This is a genomic window from Streptomyces sp. NPDC031379 (assembly GCF_055569615.1).
Genome location: NZ_JBVIIT010000030.1, coordinates 61,042 through 81,707, shown reverse-complemented (window position 1 = coordinate 81,707; position 20,666 = coordinate 61,042). Strand labels below are relative to the sequence as shown.

Here is a 20,666-nt window from a genome sequence, read left to right as displayed (position 1 = left end):
GGGGAGCGGCGGCAGTCGCGTCCGCGGGGTGTCGAGGTGTCAGGGACCGGCCGCGAGTGCCCGTAGAACAAGCCGGGCCGGCCGGCCCGGCGGCGTACCTGCTGCGAACGGTCACGTCGTCACGGCCGGTACTCGGGTCCGCCATGGGATCCAGATGGCCGCCAGCGTGACGATCAGGGCCGAGGCCGCCACCGTGGCCATGCCCAGGGTCAGGCTCGCCGCGCTCGCGACGAAGCCGATCAGGGCGGGGCCGCCCAGGAGGCCCGTGGTGCCCATCGCGGCGACCAGGGCCAGGGCGTCGGAGCCGCGTTCGGCGGCGGCGACGTACACGCACGGGGTGACGGCGGCCGCGCCGAGGCCCACGCAGGCGAAGCCGAGGAGCGTGGGGACGACCCCGCCGACGAGCAGCGCGAGGGCCAGGCCGACGGCGGCCACGGCGCTGCCGGTGCGGACCACACGCCCGTCGCCCCAGCGGGTGCGCCAGCGGTCCGCGCACACGCGGGCCAGCAGCATCATCACGGAGACGACCGCGATGCCGAGGGGGGCCACTGCCGAGGAGGCCTTGACGATGTCCTCCATGTAGAGCGTGGACCAGTCGTTCATGGCGCCCTCGGTGATCGTGCCGAAGGCCATGGCGCAGCCCATCAGCAGGGTCGTACCGGACGGGAGGGTCAGTCGTCCGCGCTGTCTTGGGGTGTCCGGGGTGGCGGGACCGGCGTCCGTGTCCGTGTCCGTGTCCGTCAGCAGAGCCGGGCGGGCGCCGGCCAGCAGGAGCAGCAGCAGGGCCCCGGACACGGTGAAGTGGGCCGGGAGGGACGTGGTCAGCGAGGTCACGCCGGAGGCCAGCAGGGCCGCGGCGAGCAGGCCGGCGCTGAAGGTGGCGTGCAACTGGGACATGGCGGTGCGGTCGTACGCCTTCTCCAGCGCGGCGCCCTGCGCGTTCATGGCGACGTTGAGGCAGCCGACGGCGACCCCGTCGGCGCAGACGGCGAGGAGGGCGAGGGGGTAGTTCGGTACGGCGGACAGGGCCGCCAGTACGGCGACCAGGCACAGGGCGGAGGCGAGGGACAGGCGCCGGGAGCCGAGGCGGCGCGTCAGGACGGCGACGAGCGGGAAGGACACCGCCGCCCCGGCACCACAGGCCATCAGCAGCAGGCCCACCTCCCCGGCGCCCAGGTCGAGGCGGGTCTTGAGCGCGGGGAGGCGGGCGACCCAGGTGCCGTACTGGAAGCCGAGGAAGCAGAACAGCGCCGCGATGGACCACTTGGCGCGCTGGAAGGAGGGGGTGGAGGGGCCGGGCATCAGACCGCTCTCCGTCCTTCGTGGGGCCGGGCGGCGGCCAGCTGCGCCGACATGTAGACCGCGTCGCCGCCGTAGCCCGGCGGGAGGCCGGCCTCGGGGTGGGCCTGGTAGCCGTTGGTCCGCCAGAACGGCTCCTTGCCGGCGACCGCGATCAGCGACATGGTCTCGAAGCCGCGGGCGCGGGCCACGTCGGTGAGATGGCGCACCAGCCGGGTGCCGAGGCCCCGGCGGCGCAGGGGCGCGCTGACGACGAGGTCGTGCAGATGGAGGTTGGCCGAGTGGTGGACGACCTGTTCCGGGCGGGACAGGTCGGGGCAGCGGAACCTCGGGTAGGGCAGGGCGAGGACATAGCCCGCGAGCCGGCCGTCGAGGTCGAGGACGAAGCAGGTGCCGGCCGAGGCCCGGGCCCGTGAGCGCAGCGTCTCCTCGCCCTCCGTGAGGGAGAGGTCCGCGTACGCCTCGGCCTCCAGGGCGGCCAGCTGTGGCCAGTCGGCCTCGGCTATGCCCCGTATGCGCATGAGGTGTCTCATTTCAGTGCCGTTCTTCGGGGGCCGGAGGCTCGCCGGTGCCGCGTACGCAGACGCACCTCAAGGGGCGGATGCCGTTGAACCCCTGGGTCATGTAGCTGGTGGCGTAGGCGCCGGCGGAGAGGATCCAGACCGGGTCGCCGGAGGTGACGGACCGGGGCACGCGCACCGGGTGCCGGCCGCCGCCGTAGGCGTCGTCGCTGTCGCAGGTGGGGCCCGCGACGATCGCGGGGACGTGGTCCCGGTCCTCGGGGTGGCCGGGGAAGACCAGCCGGTGCGTCAACTGGTCCATCTCGTAGAGGCCGTTGAACTTGCCGCAGCTGAGGTAGAGCCAGTGGGCGTCCGACCCGTCCGGCTGCCGGCGCCGGGTGAGCCGGGAGACGTGGGCGCGGACGGCGCCGTGGTCGGCGACCAGGTGGCGGCCCGGTTCCATGACGAGGTCGAGGGGTGCGGAGGTGAGGCCGCGCAGGCGGTCCATGCCCTCGCGGAGCACGGTGAAGATCTTGTCCAGGGGCGGTTCGAGGGGGTTGCCGTGGCGGTCCCGGTAGCCGAGCGCGGGCAGGCCGCCGCCGAGGTTGACGTGGTCGGGTACGATCCCGAGCCCGGCCAGCGCCGTCAGGGTGTCGGCGAGGGTGTCCAGGGCCTGTTGCCAGGCCTCGCCGGTCATCTGCTGGGAGCCGACGTGCACGGACAGGCCCGCCGGGGTCAGTCCGGCCGCGCGGGCCGTGGCCAGTACGCGGACGGCGTCCTCGGGTGCGCAGCCGAACTTGCGGCTCAGGCCCCACAGGGCGCCCTCGCCGCTGGTGGCGAGGCGGCAGAACACCCGGGCGCCGGGGGCGTGTTCGGCGATCGCGGTGACGTCCTCGACGCTGTCGGTGGCGAAGGTGCGGATGCCGAGCCGGCGGGCCTCGGTGATGTCCCGGTCGGACTTCACGGTGTTGCCGTAGTGGATGCGGTCCGCCGGGGCGCCCGCGCGGAGGGCCTGGGTGATCTCGGCGGGGCTCGCCGCGTCGAAGCCGGCGCCCCGGTCCGCGAGGCAGCCGAGGACCTCGTCGACCGGGCAGGCCTTCAGGGCGAAGCGGACCTGGAGGCCGGGCAGTTCGCGCAGCAGGGTGTCGTACTGGGTCTCGATGCCGGTGAGGTCGTAGACGACGCGGTCGCTGCGCGCGGCCCTCAGTGCGGCGGCGAGGGGTGTGCCGGCTCCCCCGCCGGGTGCGGTGCTGTCGTTCACGCCGGTCCGCCTCCGGGGGCGAGCGCGGTGGTGCGGGCGGCCCGGACGAGTGCGGGCCAGGACTCGACCAGGTGGGCGAAGTCCGTGATGTCCTGTTCGGCCTGGTCGAGTAACCGGCCGCGCTCCTCGGCGAGCCGGTCGGCGAAGGCCGTGTACCGGCCGCCCAGTTTGCGGTAGGCGGTGTCGAGCCGGTCCAGCCGCCAGGCGTTCTCGGCGCGGTCCAGCCCGGCGCTCTCCCGCAGGAGGGCGGTGATCGTGCCGGGGCGGACGTGTCCCGTCTCGTCCAGGAGCCGGTCGCCCTCGGCCGTCATCCGGTCGTAGACGTGGTGGAAGTAGAGCATGGACAGCAGGAACTTCACGAAGCGCCGCTGGTAGGCCGGGAAGCCGGTGTCGGTGCGGCGTTCGGGGGTGTGGAAGTTCTCGATGTGCCGGTTGTGCAGGATGCCGGGCAGTCCCGCGTCGTGGACCAGGTGGAGGAGGAAGTAGTCGCTGCCGATGGTGTCGGTGGCGGGGGGCAGCGGGATCCGCTCGTACACCGCGTGGTCGAAGGCGACGTTGCACATGTCGACGCGCATCGGGTCGACCAGGGTGAGTGTCGCCCGGTCGCCGGTGAAGGGGGCGGTGCCCGCGCCCGTGAAGGACTCCTCGACCAGGTCGCGTTTGCGCTCCTCCGGCCAGTCGCCCGGCGCCCAGAGGCTGACCACGTCGTGGTAGACGCCCTCGTCCAGCCGCCGTATCTCGGCGATGTCGACGGAGAGTTCACCGATGAAGGAGGCTCCGGCCAGCGACACCGGGCGGTGGGCGTGGGCGGGCTCGAGGTCGGTGCGGGCGACGTCCTGCGAGGCCTCGGCGGCGGGCCGGCCGAGCCAGGGCAGCTCGTGGTGGACGGGGAACACCGGTTGCCCGGCGTGGAGTTGGTAGGTGCTGTCGGAGTCCCTGCGGTGCACGGAGCGGCAGCCGAGTGCGGCGGCCAGCAGGAAGGCGCGGTTGGTGCAGGCGCCGTAGGAGACGGCGGGCGGCAGCATGAGGTGCAGCAGCCGGTCGGGCTCCGGCAGGCCCGCCGATCGGATGACCCGGCGCAGGAAGTCCCGTTGGGGTTCCTCGCCGAGGTGGTGGACGGTGACGGACGGATGGGTCGGCAGGCCGGCGACGACCCGTGTGTGCTCGGCGCGGGTGCTGTCGTCGGAGGAGTCGAGGATCAGCAGCCGGACGTCGGCGCCGAAGCGGCGGGCGGCGTAGGCGGCCTCGTCGTGGATCGCGGTGAGGGTGGCGGAGCAGGCCCGGTTGGTGGGCAGGGTGAGGCAGATGCGGGGTGCGGGGCCGGCCTGGTTCACCGTGCCGTCCCCTTCGTGGTCCAGGGGTCCAGGCCGAGCAGTCTGCGGCCGAGCGGGTTGAGGTCGGCGGGGCCGTAGCGGAGGGCCTCCGGTTCGCGGGCGTCGCCGAGCAGGGTGGCGTTCCAGTCGGGGGTGGCCAGGGTGCGCCAGGAGTCCACGCGGGAGTCGCGCAGGGCCGTGTGCTCCTCCAGTGCGGGCATCATCGACAGGTACTGGACGGCTCGGACAGCGTTGTCAGAGAGGTTCGGGGCGACGCCGTGCGCGAGCAGCCCGTTGAAGATCAGCAGGTCACCGGCCTGGAGGTCGGGGCGGACCACCGGGAACTCGGTGCGGTCGGCGCCCGGGCGGATCGGGTCGCGGCCGGCCGGCTGGGCGACGCGCCACTCCTCGAAGCGGCGGAACAGCTCCGGGGCGCACTGGAAGCCGCCGAGTTCGGGCCGGGTGTCGTTCAGCGCGATGATGCCCTGGACGCGCTGCGGGAGCACGGCGAGGGTGGTGTCGACGTCCCAGTGCAGTTCGATGTCGAAGCCCTCGTCGGTGGGCTCGATCAGGGAGCGGGAACGGGTGCGTATGTTGGGCGGGTTGAGGTTGAGCCGGTCCAGGGTGACCCACAGCTCCTCGCAGTCCCAGACGTCCACGAAGGCGTCGTAGACCCGCTGGGACTGGCGGCTGTCCCAGATGAGCTGGTGGTGGTAGGCCTCGACGAAGCCGTAGATGAACAGGTGCTGGTCCAGCTCGGAGCGGAACTCCGGCTCCGTGTACCAGGTCTCGGGGCGGTCGGGGTCGAGGCCCTGGAACTGCCAGGCGAAGTCGAGCAGGCCCTTGGCCTCGCCGGGGGTGATGGCCTCGCGTACGACGACGTAGCCGTACGTCTGCCAGAAGGCGTAGTCCTCTTCGGACAGCACCCTGAGGGGCCGTGCCTTGTCGATGTCGCGCAGGGGTGTCGGGGCGAGGTAGGTCTCGCCGTCGGCGCTGAAGTAGGGGCGGCCGGTCGCCGCACGGTGGAGGTAGGGGGCGGATGTCTGCATGCGATCACTCCGGGGTGATGGTCGAGCACCTTCGGGTCGGACGTGAGACATGTGCCGGTGGCAAGCGCCAGGGCGCGGGGGGCCACCGAGTTCGCTGAGGAGAAGTTCGCTGACGAGAAGTTCGCTGAGGAGCGGTTCGCCAGGACGAAGAAGGAAGAGGTCGGCCGCCCGCGGGGAGGGGCGGGCGGCCGGTGGGCCGGTGGGCCGGTGGGCCGGTGGGCCGGTGGGCCGGTGGGCCGGTGGGTCAGCCGGCGACGACGGCCTCGGCCGCCGCCGCCCCGCAGACCCGGGCGGCGCCGTAGGTGGCGATGTGCAGGGCACCGCGCGGCGGGGCCTGCGGCAGGCCCATCTCGACCACGACGGTGTCGGGCCGGGCGGCGAGCAGGGTGTCCAGGGCGGAGCCCATCCAGGGGTGCCGGTGCTCGTCGCGGAGCACGGCGACGATCCGGCGCCCGTCGGCCGCGGCGAGCGCGGCGGTGCCCGCGTCGGCGCCGGTGAAGGAGCCGGACGTGCTGCCGGGCAGCAGCCGCTCCAGCTCGGCGGCCACCCCCCAGGGGGTCTGGTCGCCGACGGCGATGTTGGGGGCCGGGTTGAACTGGGCGACGTACACCGGCGCGGTGAGCGGCGCGGCAGCGCCGGCGCGGGTCACGGTCAGGGCGCGGCGGGCCGCGACCAGGCCGATCGCGGGATCCGGCTCGGTCCTGTCCGCGCCGCCGCGTGCCTCGGCGGTCCAGCGGGCCAGCCGGCGCACCCGGGCGGCCGCGTCGGCGAGCCGTTCCTCGGGCAGTTCGCCGGAGCGTACGGCGGCCACGAGCGCGTCGCGCAGGCTGAGCACGGTGCCCTCGTCGCACAGTCCGCCGCCGACGCAGATGGCGTCGGCGCCGGCCGCGATCGCGAGGACCACGCCGTGCTCCAGACCGTAGGTGCCGGCGATCGCCTGCATCTCCATGCCGTCGGTGACGATCAGGCCCTGGTAGCCGAGTTCCTCACGCAGCAGCCCGGTGAGGATGCGGCGGGAGAGGGTGCCGGGGCGGTCCGGGTCGAGGGCGGGCACCAGGATGTGCGCGCTCATGACGGCCTGGGTGCCGGCCGCGATCGCGGCACGGAAGGGCGGCAGTTCGCGTGCGTAGAGGGTTTCGGCGTCGACGTCGATGCGCGGGACGGCGTGGTGGGAGTCGACGTTGGTGTCGCCATGGCCCGGGAAGTGCTTGGTGCAGGCGGCGACGCCGGTGGACTGCAGGCCCTCGACCCAGGCGGCGGTGTGCCGGGCCACCAGGTCGGTGCCGGAGCCGAAGGAGCGGACGCCGATGACGGGGTTGTCGGGGTTGGCGTTGACATCCGCGGACGGTGCCCAGTCGAAGTTGACGCCGCAGGCGGCGAGGCGCCGGCCCAGTTCGCGGGAGACGGCCCGGGTGAGGTCGGGGTCGTCGACGGCGCCGAGGGCGTGGTTGCCGGGGAAGGAGGAGCCGGTGCGGACGTCGAGGCGGGTGACGTCACCGCTCTCCTCGTCGATGGCGACCAGCAGATCGTCCCGTTCGGCGCGCAACTGGGCGGTGAGGGCGGTGACCTGGCCCTCGCTGACGACGTTGCGGCCGAACAGGGCCACGGAGGCGAGGCCTTCGCCGAGACGGCGGCGCACCCAGTCGGGCGCGGTGGTGCCGTCGAACCCCGGCTGCAGCACCGCGAGGGCGTCGCGGGTCAGGGTGTCGCCGGCGGAACCGCTGTCCGATGCGGTGGTGGCGAGTGTGGTCATCGGCCGGGTCATCCCTTCACGGCGCCGTCGGTCAGACCGCTGACAGCCTTGCGTTGCAGGAAGATGAAGAGGATCAGGATGGGCAGCGCGAACAGGGACGAGGCGGCCATCGTGGCGCCCCAGTCGTCGCCGAAGGCGGTCTGGAACTGGGACAGCCACAGCGGCAGGGTCTGCTTCTCGTTGGCCTTGTTGAGGATCAGGACCAGCGGGAACTCGTTCCAGGCGGTGATGAAGCCGAACAGCGAGGTCGCCATCAGTCCGGGGGCGAGCAGCGGGAAGATCACCTTGACGAAGGCCTGGAAGCGGTTGCAGCCGTCGACCATGGCCGACTCCTCCAGCTCCTTGGGTACGGCCGCCACATAGCCGCGCAGCGTGAGGATGGTCAGCGGGAGCACCATCATCGTGTAGAAGACGGTGAGCGGGACGAGGCTGTCGAGCATGTCGTTGTCGCGGACGATCATGTAGATGGCGATGATCATGACCTCCCAGGGGGCCATCTGCGCCAGCATGAAGGTCACGATGAGACCGCGCCGGCCCTTGAACCGCATCCGCGCCAGGGCGAACGCGGCGAACAGGGCGATGACGAGCGAGAACACCACCGACAGCAGGGTGACGGTGACGGAGTTGAGGACCAGGGTCCAGAAGTGGTCGGCGTCGACCGCCCTCTTGAAGTGGCTGAAGGTGACGTCGGTGGGGAACCACACGGGGTCGTCGGAGATGATGTCGCCGGTCGGCTTGAAGGCCGTGGCGAACATCCAGTAGACGGGGAACACGAAGCCGACGAAGAGGATGACGGCGGTCGCGTTGGGCCAGAATCGGCCGAAGACCGAGCGCTTCACAGCTCGTCCTCCTCTTGCTTGAGCACCATGCGCAGGTAGTACGAGGTGATGACGAGCAGCACCAGGATGGTCAGGAACGAGATGGCCGCGCCGACTCCGAAGTGCTGGTTGCCGACGCCCTGGACGTACGCGTAGATCGGCAGGGTCTCGGTGAGGTGGTCCGGGCCGCCCGCGTTCAGCGCGAAGATCTGCGCGAACGACTTGAAGACCCAGATGACCTGGAGGAAGGTCGTCGCGTACAGGAACGGCCGCAGGAAGGGCAGGGTCACCGAGGTGAAGCTCTTCCACGTGGTCGCGCCGTCCAGGGACGCGGCCTCGTACAGTTCCTTGGGGATCGTGGTGGTGGCGGCGTAGAGGTTGATCGCCACGAAGGGGATCGACTGCCAGACGATCAGCAGGGTGACCACCGCGAAGGTGGAGAACTGGGTCTCCAGCCAGTTGTGGTCGGCCATGGAGTGCCAGCCGAGCTTGTCCAGGACCCAGTTGACGACGCCGAAGCGCTGGGCGAACAGCCACTGGTAGACGGTGGTGGCCGCGACGATGGGCACGGCCCAGGCGAGGACGAGCCCCACCAGGAGCAGCAGCCGCATCTTCTTGCCGAGCCGCGCGAGCAGCAGTCCGATCAGGGTGCCGAGCAGCATGATCAGGACGACGTTGGCGGCGGTGAAGAAGACCGAGCGCTCGACGACGTGCCAGAACTCCGCCTCGCTCAGGACCTCCCGGTAGTTGTCGACGCCGTTCCACTCGGTGAGGTGCTGGATGAGCTGCCGCGGGTTGAGGTTCTGGAACGACAGCATGCCGTTCTTGACCAGGGGCCAGCCGAGCAGGACCACTGTGGCCAGCAGTGCGGGCAGCAGGAGCAGGTAGGGGGCGGCGGCGCCCCGGCGGGACGGCGCCCGGGCGGTGCGGTCCTCACCTCGCGGCGGCGCCGGCACCCGGGCCTTGCGGACAGCGGGCTCCCCGGCCGTGTCCGTGCCTTTGGTCTGCACTGACATGAATTGCCATCTCTTCCGTGGCCGTACGAACGACACAGGCGAGCCGGGGGCGCCCGTGCGGCGCCCCCGGCACGGTCATCAGTTCTGCTGGGCCAGGCGCTTGTTGATCTCGGCCTCGACCTGCTTGGCGGCGTCCGCCGGGGACTTACCGTTCAGCACGGCGGTCATGTAGGACTTGATCGGGTTCGGGGTGTTCTCCACCGCGGCCCACTCGGGGATCAGCGGGGTGGTGCCACCGCCCGCGGCGGCGGGAGCGGCGGCCTCGGCGACGGCGTTGCCCTTGAGGTTGCTCTCCAGGGACTCCTTGTTCGGGATGACGCCGTTGAGCTTGGCCAGTTCGCCCTCGTACTGGTCGGACAGGGCGATCTTCAGGAACTCCTTGGCGAGTGCCTGCTTCTTGCTGCCCTGGGCGACGGCCAGGTTGGAGCCGCCGAGGAAGACGCCCTCGGGCTTGTCGGCCGTCTCGCCGGGGATGGTGAAGTAGCCGAGGTCCTTCTCGATGGCCTTGTTGGCCGTGACGGCGGTGCCGGCCTCCCAGCCCATGCCGATGAACGCGCCGGTCTTGCCCTTGGCGAAGACCTCGGCCTGCTGCGGGGTGGCCTCGTCCTTGTCCTTGGGGGCCTTGGAGTAGGAGGCGTACTTCTTGTAGATCTCCATGGCCTTGGCGACCTTCGCGTCACCGAGGTTGGAGACGTACTTGTCGCCGTCCTTCTTCACCAGGTCGGCGCCCTGGCCGATGGTCAGGCCGTCGAAGAAGTACCAGTTCTGGCCGGGCAGGTAGAGCGGCTCGGCGTCGGTCTTCTTGCCGATGGCCTCGAGGTCCTTGAAGAACTCGTCCCGGGTCTTGGGGGTGTCCTTGATGCCGGCCTTCGCCCAGACCTTCTTGTTGTAGATGACGACGCGGTTGGCGAAGTACCAGGGGGCGGCGTACTGCTTGCCGTCGTAGACGGAGGACTTCGAGACCGACGGCGTCCAGTCGGCGCCGATCTCCTGCTTGAGATCGCTCAGGTCGGCGAGGCCGCCGGTGGCCGCGTAGGCCGGGGTCTGGGTGTTGCCGACCTCGATCACGTCCGGCGGGCTGGACTCGGAGAGGGCGGTGGTGATCTTCTGCTGGATCCCGTCCCACTTCTGGGTCTCGAACTTGAGCTTGGCGCCGGTCTTCTTCTCGAACGCGGCCGTCACGTCCTTGACCCACTGGTCCGGCGTGGAGCCGTCCATCGCCCACACCGTCAGCGTCTGGCCCTTGAAACTGTCCGGTCCCGCGTTCTTACCGCTGTCGTCCCCGTCGTCTCCGCCGCACGCCGACACGGAGACCATCATGCCCGCGATCACGATCGCGGCCGCAAGCTTGCGCTTCACGCCACCCTCCTCAGGGATGCCACTAACCCCCCACGCCCTCGGCGGTGACCTGCGTACGACGCTGTTGCACGTAGGGCGGGCCTGGCCACTAATGGTGTAGACCAGTACCGTGGAGCTTGGCCTAGACCTTTCGGGGTGTCAAGGGTGGTCCGGGAAGCCGGTTACGGCCGTTACGAGAACGTCATCGGAGCGCGTCCGTCCCCTTCGTCCGGTCTTCGCCCGGAGCGTTCAGTTGGACTAGACCATAGGGCAGTTGGTCGCTATAACGGGAGCCCACCGACACAGCCGGGAAGGCAGGCATGACCACCGACGTCAGCAGCGCCCAGCCACGCAGGGGGGCGCCCGGCCGCACCGCGCGCGTGCCGAAGTACTACCGGATCAAGCAGCAGCTCCTCGCCATGACCGAGGCGCTCGAGCCCGGTTCGGTCATGCCCGCGGAACGTCTGCTCGCCGTCCGGTTCAGCACCTCCCGGACCACCGTCCGGCAGGCGCTGCAGGAACTCGTGGGCGAGGGCCGCCTCGACCGGATCCAGGGCAAGGGCACCTTCGTCGCCCAGCCCAAGCTGTACCGCACGCTCCAGCTCACCTCGCACACCGAGGACATGCGCGCCCAGGGCCTCACGCCCGCCTCGCAGATGCTGGACATCGGCGAGATCCCCGCCGACGAGAAACTCTCGGGACTGCTCGGCATCGGGATCGGCGAGCGGGTGCTGCGCATCGAGCGGCTGCGGCTCGCCAGCGGCGACCCGATGGCGATCGAGACGACCCATCTGTCCGTGCGGCGCTTTCCCGGCCTGCGCCGGTCCCTGGCCACGTATCCCTCGCTCTACACGGCGCTCGCCGAGGTGTACGGCGTCCATCTCACGGAGGCCGACGAGACCATCGAGACCTCGCTGTCCACCCCGCGCGAGGCACAGTTGCTCGGCACCGACGTCGGGCTGCCGATGCTGCTGCTGTCCCGGCACTCCAAGGACGCGGAGGGCACTCCGGTGGAGTGGGTGCGCTCGGTGTACCGCGGTTCCCGCTACAAGTTCGTGGCCGCGCTGCGCCGCCCGGACCTGCGCCTGTCCCCCGTCGCGGTCCGGCGCAGGAGTGCTCCGCCGGACCGCGACGGGCTCAGCGGTACCTGAGCCAGGAGCGCTCTCACTCCTGTTCGAGCGTGATGTCCTGCTCGGTGACCGCGTGGAAGGCCGGCAGCGGCACCAGACCCGAGGGCCGCAGTTCCATCAGCGTGGCCTGCACGTGTGCCGCACCCGCCGCGAGCGCCTCCGAGGAGACCTCGCCGAAGTTCTGCCAGCGGTGTTCGGCACCGTCGCACAGGGCGTCGCTGCCGCCGATGCCGTGCTTGGTGAGGGGGTCGCTCTGGCTGACCGAGGAACTGACGAACACCGGTCCGGTGCCGCCGGTGCAGCGGTAGCTGCCGGAGAGGGTGATCGTGCCGTCGGACGCGATGCGGCCGACGGGGTCGACGGTGATGGTCTCGGAGGGTTCGGCGCCGGCCGGGCCGACGGTGGCGCAGAGCAGGGCTGCGGCGCCGAGGGCCGCGGCGAGGGCGGGGCGTACGGACATGGGGTGCCTCCCGGTTCCGTGGGGTCGGAGGCCTCCACTGGTACCGGGCGGCCGGGTGGGGGGCGGTGACCGTCACTCCAACGGTGGCGCGTCATGCAACCGTTCGGAAGCCCTACGGGAGTACGGCGAAACCGTCCAGCTCCACCAGCGCCCGCTCGTCCCACAGCCGGACGACCTCCACGACCGCCATCGCGGGATAGTCCCGGCCCGCCAGGTCCCGCCAGATGCGCCCCAGCCGGCGGGCCTGGGTGCGGTAGTCGGCGACGTCCGTGGCGTAGACGGTGACCCGGGCGAGGTCGGCGGGGGTGCCGCCGGCCGCGCGCAGCGCGGTGAGGAGGTTGCCGAGCGCCCTCTCGAACTGCTCGGGCAGCGTGGCGCCGGTGACCTTGCCGTCGGGGTCGAGGGCGGTCTGGCCCGCGAGGAACACCACGCGGGAGCCGGCCGCGACCACGGCGTGGGAGAAGCCCGTGGGCGGGGACAGCTCGGACGGGTTGACGCGCTCGGTCGTCACCGGACCTCCCGGTCGTGGGTCATGGCGTACAACTCCTTCGCGATGATGCCCCGTTGCACCTCGCTGGCACCCTCGTAGATCCGGGGCGCGCGCACCTCGCGATAGAGGTGCTCGAGGAGGTGGCCACGGCGCAGGGCGCGGGCGCCGTGCAGCTGGACGGCGGTGTCGACGACGTACTGCGCGGTCTCCGTGGCGAGCAGCTTGGCCATCGCGGCGCGCCCCGGCACACCAGGGGCGCCCTCGTCGTACGCCGTCGCCGCCGCGTACACCATCAGCCGGGCCGCCTCCGTGCGCAGCGCCATCTCGGCGACCTGGTGGGACACGGACTGAAGGTCCATCAGCCTTCCGTCGAACGCCTCGCGCCGGCGCGTGTGGTCGAGCGTGGCGTCGAGCGCGGCCTGGGCCATGCCCACCGCGAAGGCGCCGACGCTGGGCCGGAAGAGGTTGAGGGTGCCCATGGCGACGGCGAAGCCGCGGTCGGCCTCGCCGAGCACGTCGTCGGCGGTGACGGGCACGGCGTCGAAGTCGAGGGCGCCGATGGGGTGCGGAGAGATCATCTCCAGTGCGCTGCCGGTGAGTCCGGGCCGGTCGGCGGGGACGAGGAAGGCGGTGACGCCGCGCGCTCCCCTGCCGGGCGCGGTGCGGGCGAAGACGGTGTAGAAGTCGGCCTCGGGGGCGTTGGAGATCCAGCACTTGGCGCCGGTGAGCCGCCAGCCGCCGCCGTCCGGCTCGGCGGCGAGGGACAGCGCCGCCGCGTCCGACCCGGCTCCGGGCTCGCTCAGCGCGAAGGCGGCGACCGCGCTGCCGTCCGCCACCCGGGGCAGCCACCGCTCCCGCTGGACGGGGGTGCCGTGGGCATGCACCGGGTGGGCGCCCAGGCCCTGGAGGGCGAGGGCGGTCTCGGCCTCGGTGCAGCCCTGGGCGAGGGACTCACGCATCAGGCACAGGTCGAGCGCGCCGGAGGTGAACAGCCGCGCCAGCAGCCCGAGGCGGCCGAGTTCGGCGAGCAGCGGCCGGTCGACGCGGCCCGGTTCACCTTTGTCGGCGAGCGGGCGCAGCCGTTCGGCGGCCAGCGTGCGCAGCTCGGCACACCAGGCGCTCTGCTCCGGTCCGAGTGAGAATGCGGGCACAGCCGGTCCTCCCTCCGGGGACGCCCGACACGACGCCCCCCGTCACCTTCCGGGGACGCCGACACGGCTCACCCCGTCGCCTCACCGGGCGGACCACGGCGACCCACCCGTTCCCTGACGGTCCGGACCCCCGGGGCCCACCCGTCGCCTTACCGACACGAGCCATCACAGCCCCCCGTCGCCTCACCCGGACGGACCACCCCACCCGTCGCCTGGCGGGGTGGGCCGGCGTGGCCCACCCTCGGCTTATCGGGGCGGGTCGGCGAAGCATCTGTTCCCCGGCGAGGCGAGCCGAGTCGGCCCATCCCGTCACTTCACCGGAGCGGGCCCGCCGCGGCTTGCCTCCTCCTCTCGAGGTTATCGCGCACAGTTGACTGCCGTCACCAACACGATACGCTCGAACGGCGAAGCCACGACGCTCGTCACGGCAAGGGGGCGAACCGCCATGCACCTCTCGGCCCACGTCGACACCTTCGCGCGCGATCACCTGCCCCCGCCGGACGAGTGGCCCGAGCTGTGCTTCGACCTGCCGGAGCTGCACTACCCCGATCGGCTGAACTGCGCCGTGGAACTCCTGGCCGGCGCCGCCCCGGACCGCCCGGCCTTCCACACCCCGACCGGGCCCACCTGGACGTACGGCGAGCTGCGCGGGCGCGTCGACCGGATCGCGCACGTGCTCACCGGCCAGCTGGGCGTGGTCCCCGGCAACCGGGTCCTGCTGCGCGGCCCCACCACCCCCTGGCTCGCCGCCTGCTGGCTGGCCGTGCTGAAGGCGGGCGCGGTCGCGGTCACCGTGCTGGCCCAGCAACGCCCGCACGAGCTGGCGACGACGTGCGAGATAGCCCAGGTGCGGCACGCGCTGTGCGACATCCGGGCGGTGGACGACCTGGCGAGGGCCGGGATACCCGGGCTGGGGATCACGGCGTACGGCGGCGACGCACCCGACGACCTCCTGCACCGCCCGGCGCCCGCCACCCCGTACCCGGCCGTCGACACCGCCGCGGACGACGTCGCCCTCATCGCGTTCACCTCGGGCACCACGGGCCGCCCGAAGGGGTGCATGCACTTCCACCGGGATGTGCTCGCGACAGCCGACACCTTCTCCCGGCATGTGCTGCGCCCCCGGCAGGACGACGTCTTCGCCGGCAGCCCGCCGCTCGGCTTCACCTTCGGCCTCGGCGGGCTGGTCGTCTTCCCGTTGCGGGCCGGCGCGAGCGCCCTCCTGCTGGAACAGGCCGGCCCCAGACAGCTGCTCCCGGCGATCGCCGAGCACCACGTCTCGATCCTGTTCACCGCCCCGACCGCGTACCGCGCCATGCTGGACACGCTGGACGGGTACGACGTCTCGTCGCTGCGCCGCTGTGTGTCGGCCGGCGAGAACCTGCCCGCGGCCACCTGGCGGACCTGGCACGAGCGCACGGGCGTTCGCGTCATCAACGGCATCGGCGCGACCGAACTGCTGCACATCTTCATCTCCGCCGCGGACGAGCACATCAGGCCCGGCACGACGGGTGTCCCGGTGCCGGGCTGGCAGGCGCGCGTGCAGGACTCGGCCGGCGCGCCGGTGGCCGACGGCGAGCCCGGCCTGCTGGCCGTGCGCGGCCCGGTCGGCTGCCGCTACCTGGCCGACCCGCGCCAGCGCGAGTACGTGCGCGGCGGCTGGAACATCACCGGCGACACCTACGTCCGCGAGCCCGACGGCTACTTCCGCTATGTGGCCCGCGCCGACGACATGATCATCTCCGCCGGGTACAACATCGCCGGACCGGAGGTGGAGGACGCGCTGCTGCGCCATCCGGACGTACTGGAGACGGCGGTCGTGGGCCGGCCCGACGAGGCACGCGGCCAGGTGGCGGTGGCGTACGCCGTCCTGCGCGACGGGGCCCGGCGCGACCCCGAGGCACTCCGCGCGTTCCTCACGTCCGAACTGGCCCCCTACAAATGTCCGCGCGAGTTCGTCTTCCTCGACGCGCTCCCCCGCACGGCCACCGGCAAGCTGCAGCGGTTCCGGCTGCGCACCACTGGTGACCGGCAGTGATACCGACGACTTAAAATGATCAACGTGACCGAGCAGCACGCACCCAGGTCCCTCATCGTCACGCTCTACGGCGCGTACGGCCGCTTCCTGCCCGGCCCGATGCCTGTCGCCGAACTGATCCGGCTCCTGGCCGCGGTCGGGGTGGACGCGCCGTCCGTACGCTCCTCGGTGTCCCGGCTCAAGCGGCGCGGCCTGCTGCTGCCGGCCCGCACGGAGTCCGGCGCGGCGGGCTATGAACTCTCCCCCGAGGCCCGTCAGTTGCTGGACGACGGCGACCGCCGCATCTACGCGACGGCACCGCCCGAGGACGCGGGCTGGGTGCTGGCGGTCTTCTCCGTGCCCGAGTCGGAGCGGCAGAAGCGGCACGTGCTGCGATCCCGGCTGGCGGGCCTGGGCTTCGGCACGGCGGCCCCCGGGGTGTGGATCGCCCCGGCGCGCCTGCACGAGGAGGCCCGGCACACGCTGCGCCGGCTGCGCCTGGACCCCTACGTGGACTTCTTCCGCGGCGAGCATCTGGGGTTCGCGCCGACGGCCGAAGCGGTCGCCCGCTGGTGGGACCTGGCCGCGATCGCCAAGGAGCACGAGCGCTTCCTGGACGTGCACGCCCCCGTCCTGCGCGCCTGGGAGCACCGTGCGGACACTCCGCCCGAGGAGGCGTACCGCGACTACCTCCTCGCCCTCGACTCATGGCGCCACCTGCCGTACACCGACCCGGGCCTGCCCGCGCGGCTGCTTCCCGCGCAATGGCCGGGGGTGCGCTCGGCGGCGGTGTTCCAGGCGTTGCACGAGCGACTGCGCGACGTGGGAGCGGAGTTCGTGGGCGGGGTGGCACGGCCCGCCGATGGGTGATCCGCGCCACTTCCGCGTCCGGTAAGGGAACCTTCAGGCGCCTCCGATCCTCTTCTCAGAGTTCGTACCTACGTTCTGGCGCATGACTCTCCTGCGCAGCCTGAACCGGGCCCTCACCGCCACGACCGGCCTCCAGGTGCGGAAGGTTCCCCGCCCGGCCCCGGCCCCGGCCGCGGCGGCCGCCACCCGGCCTCCCGAGCCCCTGTACCGATGTCCGGCGACCGAGGACCTGCCCACCGAGCGGTTGCTGAAGCGACCGGTCTTCATCATCTCGTCCGTGCGGTCCGGCTCGACCCTGCTGCGCATGATGCTGGGCTCCCACTCGCGGCTGCACGCCCCGCACGAGCTGCACCTGCCCCATCTGCGGGTGGGCTGCGCCGGCCAGGTCACCGAGCGTGCCATGGCCGCCCTCGACCTGCGCAGCGGCGACCTGGAGCATCTGCTGTGGGATCGCGTCCTGCACCGCGAACTGGTCAGGTCCGGCAAGGACTTCGTCGTCGAGAAGACCCCGGGGAACGCCTTCGCGTACCGGCGGATCCGGGACTGCTGGCCCGACGCGCGGTTCGTCTTCCTGCTGCGCCACCCGGAGTCCGTCGCCCGCTCCTGGCACGAGAGCGACCCCGTCAAGCGGCCGTACGACAAGGCCGTCGCGGAGTCGCTGCGGTACCTGGAGGCCGTGGAGGAGGCCCGTGCGAGCACCCCCGGCGCCTTCGCTGTGCGCTACGAGGACATCACCGACGACCCCGAGCGGCAGATGCGCCGGGTCTGCGCCCACCTCGGCCTCGACTACGAGCCCGCCCTGCTGCACTACGGCGAGAGGGGCCAGGGCGAACTGATCAGGGGACTCGGCGACTGGCGCGCCGCGATCCGCACGGGCACGGTGCAGCCCGGGCGCCCGCTGCCCGACGAGGAGGGGATCCCCACGCCGCTGCGGGAGATGTGCGAGGCGTGGGGGTACCTCAGCCGCCGAGCGTGAGCCGGGGTCGCGGGGCGTCCGTGCGGCCGGTCCGGGGACGCCGGCTGCCCGCCCGGTACGGCGCGGGCCAGACGACACCGGGGCCGTCGTAGCCCTGCTCGGCCGCCGCGTGCAGGGTCCAGTGCGGGTCGTACAGGTGGGGGCGGGCCAGCGCGCACAGGTCGGTGCGTCCGGCCAGGATCAGGGAGTTGACGTCGTCCCAGGAGGAGATCGCGCCGACCGCGAGCACCGGGACGCGGACCTCGTGCCGGATGCGGTCGGCGAACGGCGTCTGGTACGACCGCCCGAACTCCGGCCGCTCCTCCGCCACCACCTGGCCGGTGGAGACGTCGATCGCGTCGGCGCCGTGCGCGGCGAAGGCGCGGGCGATCTCCACCGCGTCCTCGGCCGTCGTACCGCCCTCGGCCCAGTCGGTGGCGGAGATGCGCACGGTCATCGGCCGTTCCGCCGGCCACACCTCGCGCACCGCGTCGAAGACCTCCAGCGGGAAGCGCAGCCGCTTCTCCGGCGAGCCGCCGTAGGCATCGGTGCGGTGGTTGGTGAGCGGGGAGAGGAAACCGGAGAGCAGGTAGCCGTGCGCGCAGTGCAGTTCGAGCAGGTCGAAGCCGGCCCGGGCGGCCCGCCAGGCGGCCACCGTGAACTGCTCGCGGAGGTCGGTGAGCTGGGCTCGGGAGAGCCGGCGCGGCGTCTGACTGTCCGGCTTGTACGGCAGCGGGGAGGCGGCGACGAGGGGCCAGTTGCCCTCGGGCAGCGGCTCGTCCATGCCCTCCCACATCAGCTTCGTGGAGCCCTTGCGGCCGGAGTGCCCGAGCTGCACACCGATCGCGGTGCCGGGTGCCCGGGTGTGGACGAAGTCGGTGACGCGCCGCCACGCCTCGGCCTGGCGGCCGGTGTAGAGGCCGGCGCAGCCCGGGGTGATGCGGCCCTCCGCGCTCACGCACACCATCTCGGTCATCACCAGACCGGCCCCGCCGAGGGCCCGGGCCCCCAGGTGGACGAGGTGGAAGTCGCCGGGTACGCCGTCGGTGGCGGAGTACATGTCCATCGGTGACACGACGACCCGGTTGCGCAGGGTCAGGCCGCGCAGCCGGAACGGGGTGAACATCGGGGGCGTTCCGGGCGGGCAGCCGAACTCGCGCTCCACGGCCTCGGTGAAGTGGGCGTCGCGCAGGCGGAGGTTGTCGTGGGTGACGCGGCGGCTGCGGGTGAGCAGGTTGAAGGCGAACTGGCGGGGCGGCTGACGGAGGTACAGCCGCAGGTTCTCGAACCACTCCAGGCTGGCCCGCGCGGCCCGCTGCGTGGAGGCGACGACGGGCTTGCGCTCCTCCTCGTAGGCCGCCAGCGCGCTGGGCACGTCCGGCTGTTCCTCGAGACACGCGGCCAGGGCCAGCGCGTCCTCCACGGCGAGCTTGGTGCCGGAGCCGATGGAGAAGTGGGCGGTGTGGGCGGCGTCGCCGAGCAGGACGACGTTGCCGTGCGACCAGCGGTCGTTGACGACCGTACGGAAGGTCGTCCAGGCCGACGTGCCGGAGCGCAGGGTGCGGCCGCCGAGCGCGTCGGCGAAGAGCTTGGCGCAGCGCTCGACGGACTCCTTGGGGCCGGCTTCGTCGAATCCCGCCGCCCGCCAGACCTCCTCGTGCATCTCGACGATGACGGTGGAGGCGTGGGCCGCATACGGGTAGCCGTGCAGCTGTATCACGCCGTGTTCGGTCTCGGCGATCTCGAAGCGGAAGGCGTCGAGGGCGAAGTCGGCGGCGAGCCAGATGTAGCGGCAGTGGTGTTCGGCCACCTGGGGGCGGAACGTCCGGGCGTAGGTCTCGCGGGTGGCGCTGTGGACTCCGTCGGCGGCGATGACGAGGTCGTGGCTCTCCGAGAGCAGGTCGGGGTGCGGCGCGTCGGTGGAGAACCGCAGCTCCACGCCGAGGGAGCGGCAGCGGTCGTGCAGGATCTCCAGGAGGCGGTGCCGGCCGAGGGCGGCGAAACCGTGTCCTTCGGAGGTGTGCCGGGTGCCGCGGTGGACTATGTCGATGTCGTCCCAGCGGACGAAGTCCTTCTGGAGGGCCGAGTAGACCACCGGGTCGGCGTGTTCGATGCCGCCCAGGGTCTCGTCGGAGAGGACCACTCCGAAGCCGAAGGTCACGTCGGGGGCGTTGCGTTCCCAGACGGTGACGTCCCTGGCCGGGTCCAACCGTTTGAGCAGGGCGGCTGCGTAGAGGCCGCCGGGGCCGCCGCCGATGATCGCCACCCGAAGGGGGTGGTCGCGCGTCGCTCGCGGCTGCGGGTTCGTCGTGGCTCGTCGCGCGGTTCCTCGCGCCCCTTGGGTGGGCACGGTCACCGCCCCCTCCATTTGGGAGGTCGCTTCTCGGTGAACGCCGCGTGGAACTCGGCGTAGTCCTCGCCGTTCATCAGCAATGCCTGCGTCGAGGCGTCCAGCTCGACCGACGCCGCCATGGGCATGTCCAGCTCGGCGGTCAGCAGGGCCTTGGTCTGGGCGTACGCCAGGGCCGGGCCGTCGGCCAGGCGGCGGGCCAGGGCGGCGGCGGCCTCGTCCGCGTGGCCCTCCTCCGTCAGTTCGCTGATCAGGCCGATGCGCTCGGCCTCGGGCGCGCGGACCGGCTCGCCGAGCATGAGCAGGCGGGTGGCGTGACCGAGGCCGACGACCCGGGGCAGCAGGTAGGCCGCGCCCATGTCGCCGCCGGAGAGGCCGACGCGGGTGAAGAGGAAGGCGAAGCGGGCCGAGGGGTCCGCGACGCGGAAGTCGGCGGCGAGGGCCAGCACAGCGCCCGCGCCGGCCGCCACGCCGTGCACGGCGGCGATCACCGGGAACGGGCATTCGCGGATCGCCCGGACGACCTGGCCGGTCATCCGGTTGAAGTCCAGCAGCTGGGCGGTGTCCATGGACAGGGTGGCGCCGATGATCTCGTCGACGTCGCCGCCAGAGCAGAAGCCGCGTCCCTCCCCGGCCAGCACCAGGGCGCGCGCCGAGCGCTCCCGGGAGAGTTCGGCGAGCAGATCGCGCAGGTCGGCGTAGGCGCCGAAGGTGAGGGCGTTGAGTTTCTCGGGGCGGTCGAGGGTGACGGTGGCCACCCCGTCGGCGAGCTGGAGGCGCAGGTGCTCCCAGTCACGGGTGCGGGCGGCGGAGCCGGTGAAGGGACTCATGACGTGCGGCCTCCTAGGGCGGCGGTGCCTCACGTTGCAGCGGTGGGTGCCTCACGGTGCTACCCC

General features: G+C 72.3%; 18 protein-coding genes. 4 read left to right on the top strand and 14 right to left on the bottom strand.

The features are described 5' to 3' along the window. Positions 1–111: 111 nt before the first annotated feature. From ACZ5CW_RS34780 to ACZ5CW_RS34740, 9 genes are all read right to left on the bottom strand, one after another. Positions 112–1,302, bottom strand: a complete 1,191-nt coding sequence (locus tag ACZ5CW_RS34780; RefSeq protein ID WP_468608608.1) for an MFS transporter — start codon at positions 1,300–1,302, stop codon at positions 112–114. Then, a complete protein-coding gene (locus ACZ5CW_RS34775) occupies positions 1,302–1,820 on the bottom strand; it encodes a GNAT family N-acetyltransferase (protein WP_468608606.1) in 519 nt (172 codons plus the stop codon). The genes ACZ5CW_RS34780 and ACZ5CW_RS34775 overlap by 1 nt, the downstream gene beginning before the upstream one ends. Positions 1,821–1,833: 13 nt before the next feature. Continuing rightward, positions 1,834–3,060, bottom strand: a complete 1,227-nt coding sequence (locus tag ACZ5CW_RS34770) for a type III PLP-dependent enzyme (RefSeq protein ID WP_468608604.1) — start codon at positions 3,058–3,060, stop codon at positions 1,834–1,836. Then, complete coding sequence (locus ACZ5CW_RS34765; RefSeq protein ID WP_468608602.1) at positions 3,057–4,394, bottom strand: DUF6271 family protein; 1,338 nt, start codon at positions 4,392–4,394, stop codon at positions 3,057–3,059. The genes ACZ5CW_RS34770 and ACZ5CW_RS34765 overlap by 4 nt, the downstream gene beginning before the upstream one ends. Next, a complete protein-coding gene (locus tag ACZ5CW_RS34760) occupies positions 4,391–5,422 on the bottom strand; it encodes a phytanoyl-CoA dioxygenase family protein (protein WP_468608600.1) in 1,032 nt (343 codons plus the stop codon). Before ACZ5CW_RS34760 ends, ACZ5CW_RS34765 begins: the two co-directional genes overlap by 4 nt. Positions 5,423–5,666: 244 nt before the next feature. After that, the gene (locus ACZ5CW_RS34755) at positions 5,667–7,175 is read right to left on the bottom strand and encodes a glycoside hydrolase family 3 protein (RefSeq protein WP_468608598.1); all 1,509 of its coding nucleotides are present in this window, start codon (positions 7,173–7,175) and stop codon (positions 5,667–5,669) included. Positions 7,176–7,183: 8 nt separating this feature from the next. After that, positions 7,184–8,014 (bottom strand): carbohydrate ABC transporter permease, encoded by an 831-nt coding sequence (locus ACZ5CW_RS34750; RefSeq protein ID WP_468608596.1) that lies wholly within the window; start codon positions 8,012–8,014, stop codon positions 7,184–7,186. Continuing rightward, entirely contained in the window at positions 8,011–9,009 is a 999-nt protein-coding gene (locus tag ACZ5CW_RS34745) for a carbohydrate ABC transporter permease (RefSeq protein WP_468608594.1), read from the bottom strand. Before ACZ5CW_RS34745 ends, ACZ5CW_RS34750 begins: the two co-directional genes overlap by 4 nt. 78 nt (positions 9,010–9,087) lie before the next feature. Then, the gene (locus ACZ5CW_RS34740) at positions 9,088–10,368 is read right to left on the bottom strand and encodes an extracellular solute-binding protein (RefSeq protein WP_468608592.1); all 1,281 of its coding nucleotides are present in this window, start codon (positions 10,366–10,368) and stop codon (positions 9,088–9,090) included. A 299-nt stretch (positions 10,369–10,667) separates the two neighbouring features. Here ACZ5CW_RS34740 and ACZ5CW_RS34735 point away from each other — a divergent pair, with 299 nt between their 5' ends. Continuing rightward, entirely contained in the window at positions 10,668–11,498 is an 831-nt protein-coding gene (locus ACZ5CW_RS34735; protein WP_468608590.1) for a GntR family transcriptional regulator, read from the top strand. Between the two features lie 13 nt (positions 11,499–11,511). On the opposite strand, the gene ACZ5CW_RS34730 is transcribed toward ACZ5CW_RS34735, so the two are convergent. From ACZ5CW_RS34730 to ACZ5CW_RS34720, 3 genes are all read right to left on the bottom strand, one after another. Next, positions 11,512–11,937 (bottom strand): DUF6299 family protein, encoded by a 426-nt coding sequence (locus tag ACZ5CW_RS34730; protein ID WP_468608588.1) that lies wholly within the window; start codon positions 11,935–11,937, stop codon positions 11,512–11,514. A gap of 112 nt (positions 11,938–12,049) precedes the next feature. Then, positions 12,050–12,448 (bottom strand): RidA family protein, encoded by a 399-nt coding sequence (locus ACZ5CW_RS34725; RefSeq protein WP_468608586.1) that lies wholly within the window; start codon positions 12,446–12,448, stop codon positions 12,050–12,052. Continuing rightward, on the bottom strand, positions 12,445–13,578 hold the full coding sequence (locus ACZ5CW_RS34720) for an acyl-CoA dehydrogenase family protein (protein ID WP_468608584.1): 1,134 nt from the start codon (positions 13,576–13,578) through the stop codon (positions 12,445–12,447). The genes ACZ5CW_RS34725 and ACZ5CW_RS34720 overlap by 4 nt, the downstream gene beginning before the upstream one ends. A gap of 445 nt (positions 13,579–14,023) precedes the next feature. Between ACZ5CW_RS34720 and ACZ5CW_RS34715 the strand changes: the two genes are divergently transcribed. From ACZ5CW_RS34715 to ACZ5CW_RS34705, 3 genes are all read left to right on the top strand, one after another. Then, positions 14,024–15,616, top strand: a complete 1,593-nt coding sequence (locus ACZ5CW_RS34715) for an AMP-binding protein (protein ID WP_468608582.1) — start codon at positions 14,024–14,026, stop codon at positions 15,614–15,616. A 15-nt stretch (positions 15,617–15,631) separates the two neighbouring features. Continuing rightward, on the top strand, positions 15,632–16,465 hold the full coding sequence (locus ACZ5CW_RS34710) for a PaaX family transcriptional regulator (protein ID WP_468608580.1): 834 nt from the start codon (positions 15,632–15,634) through the stop codon (positions 16,463–16,465). 82 nt (positions 16,466–16,547) lie between these two features. Continuing rightward, entirely contained in the window at positions 16,548–17,441 is an 894-nt protein-coding gene (locus ACZ5CW_RS34705; protein WP_468608578.1) for a sulfotransferase family protein, read from the top strand. On the opposite strand, the gene ACZ5CW_RS34700 is transcribed toward ACZ5CW_RS34705, so the two are convergent. Then, a complete protein-coding gene (locus ACZ5CW_RS34700) occupies positions 17,425–19,788 on the bottom strand; it encodes a bifunctional salicylyl-CoA 5-hydroxylase/oxidoreductase (RefSeq protein ID WP_468608576.1) in 2,364 nt (787 codons plus the stop codon). The genes ACZ5CW_RS34705 and ACZ5CW_RS34700 overlap by 17 nt on opposite strands. Beyond that, positions 19,773–20,600 (bottom strand): enoyl-CoA hydratase family protein, encoded by an 828-nt coding sequence (locus ACZ5CW_RS34695; RefSeq protein WP_468608574.1) that lies wholly within the window; start codon positions 20,598–20,600, stop codon positions 19,773–19,775. The genes ACZ5CW_RS34700 and ACZ5CW_RS34695 overlap by 16 nt, the downstream gene beginning before the upstream one ends. Positions 20,601–20,666: the final 66 nt, after the last annotated feature.